Origin of the sequence: Mesorhizobium sp. M8A.F.Ca.ET.161.01.1.1, from assembly GCF_004792105.1 — a bacterium.
Classification (GTDB): Bacteria; Pseudomonadota; Alphaproteobacteria; order Rhizobiales; family Rhizobiaceae; genus Mesorhizobium.
The window spans coordinates 1-957 of sequence record NZ_SRTD01000047.1; the positions used below are offsets into that span (position 1 = coordinate 1).

General features: G+C 62.1%; 1 protein-coding gene. It reads left to right on the forward strand.

What is annotated here, in order from left to right:
* Window positions 1-5: 5 nt before the first annotated feature.
* Window positions 6-957, forward strand: a 952-nt coding sequence (locus EN804_RS34490) for an IS481 family transposase (protein WP_128276542.1), incomplete at its 3' end; no start/stop codon positions are given.

Below are 957 nucleotides of genomic sequence, written 5' to 3' on the forward strand. Positions count from 1 at the left end.
TCCGAATGAACATCCATAAGAATGCCCGTCTCACACCGCTGCGTCGAGAGGAGATGGCGCTGTCGGTGATAGAAGGCGCTTTCTCCAAAGCCCATGCGGCGCGTGTCTACGGCGTGTCGGCCAAGATCGTGGCGCGCTGGGTCGAGCGCTACAAGTCCGAAGGGCGGGCCGGCATGATCGACCGTTCCTCGCGGCCCGCCAATATGCCGCAGGCCACCGCTGCGTTGATCGCCGAGCGCATCATGGCGCTGCGGCGGCAACGTTGGACCGGCAAGCACATCGCCCATGAGGTCGGCGTCTCGCCCGCCACCGTTAGCCGGGTTCTCAAGCGTGCCGGACTGTCGCGGTTGCGGGATATCGAACCGGCCGAGCCGATCCGACGCTACGAGCGCGAGCATCCTGGCGAGATGATCCATATCGATATCAAGAAGCTCGGTCGTTTCGAGCGCATCGGTCATCGCATTACCGGCAAGCGCACCGGCAATGCCAGCTCGCGCGGCAGCAGTTGGGAGTTCGTCCATGTCTGCATCGACGACGCCTCCCGCATCGCCTTCTCGCAGATCCTGCCCGACGAGAAAAAAGAAAGCGCCATCGCCTTCCTCAAGGCGGCGGTGGCCTACTACGCCAGCCTCGGCGTCACGATAGCCCGCGTCATGACCGACAACGGCTCCTGCTACAGATCAAAGGCCTTCGCCAAGGCCTGCCGCGATCTCGGCCTCAAGCACGTCAGGACAAGACCCTATACACCCAAGACCAATGGCAAGGCCGAGCGCTTCATCCAGACAGCACTGCGCGAATGGGCTTATGCCATCGCTTATCCGACTTCAGATCACCGCGCCGCAGAGTTGCCGGTCTGGCTGCACAGATACAATTGGCACCGTCCCCACGGGAGCCTAAAGTCCAAAACACCTATCAGTCGCCTCGCTCTAACCGAGGACAACCTGTTGAGGCTCCACA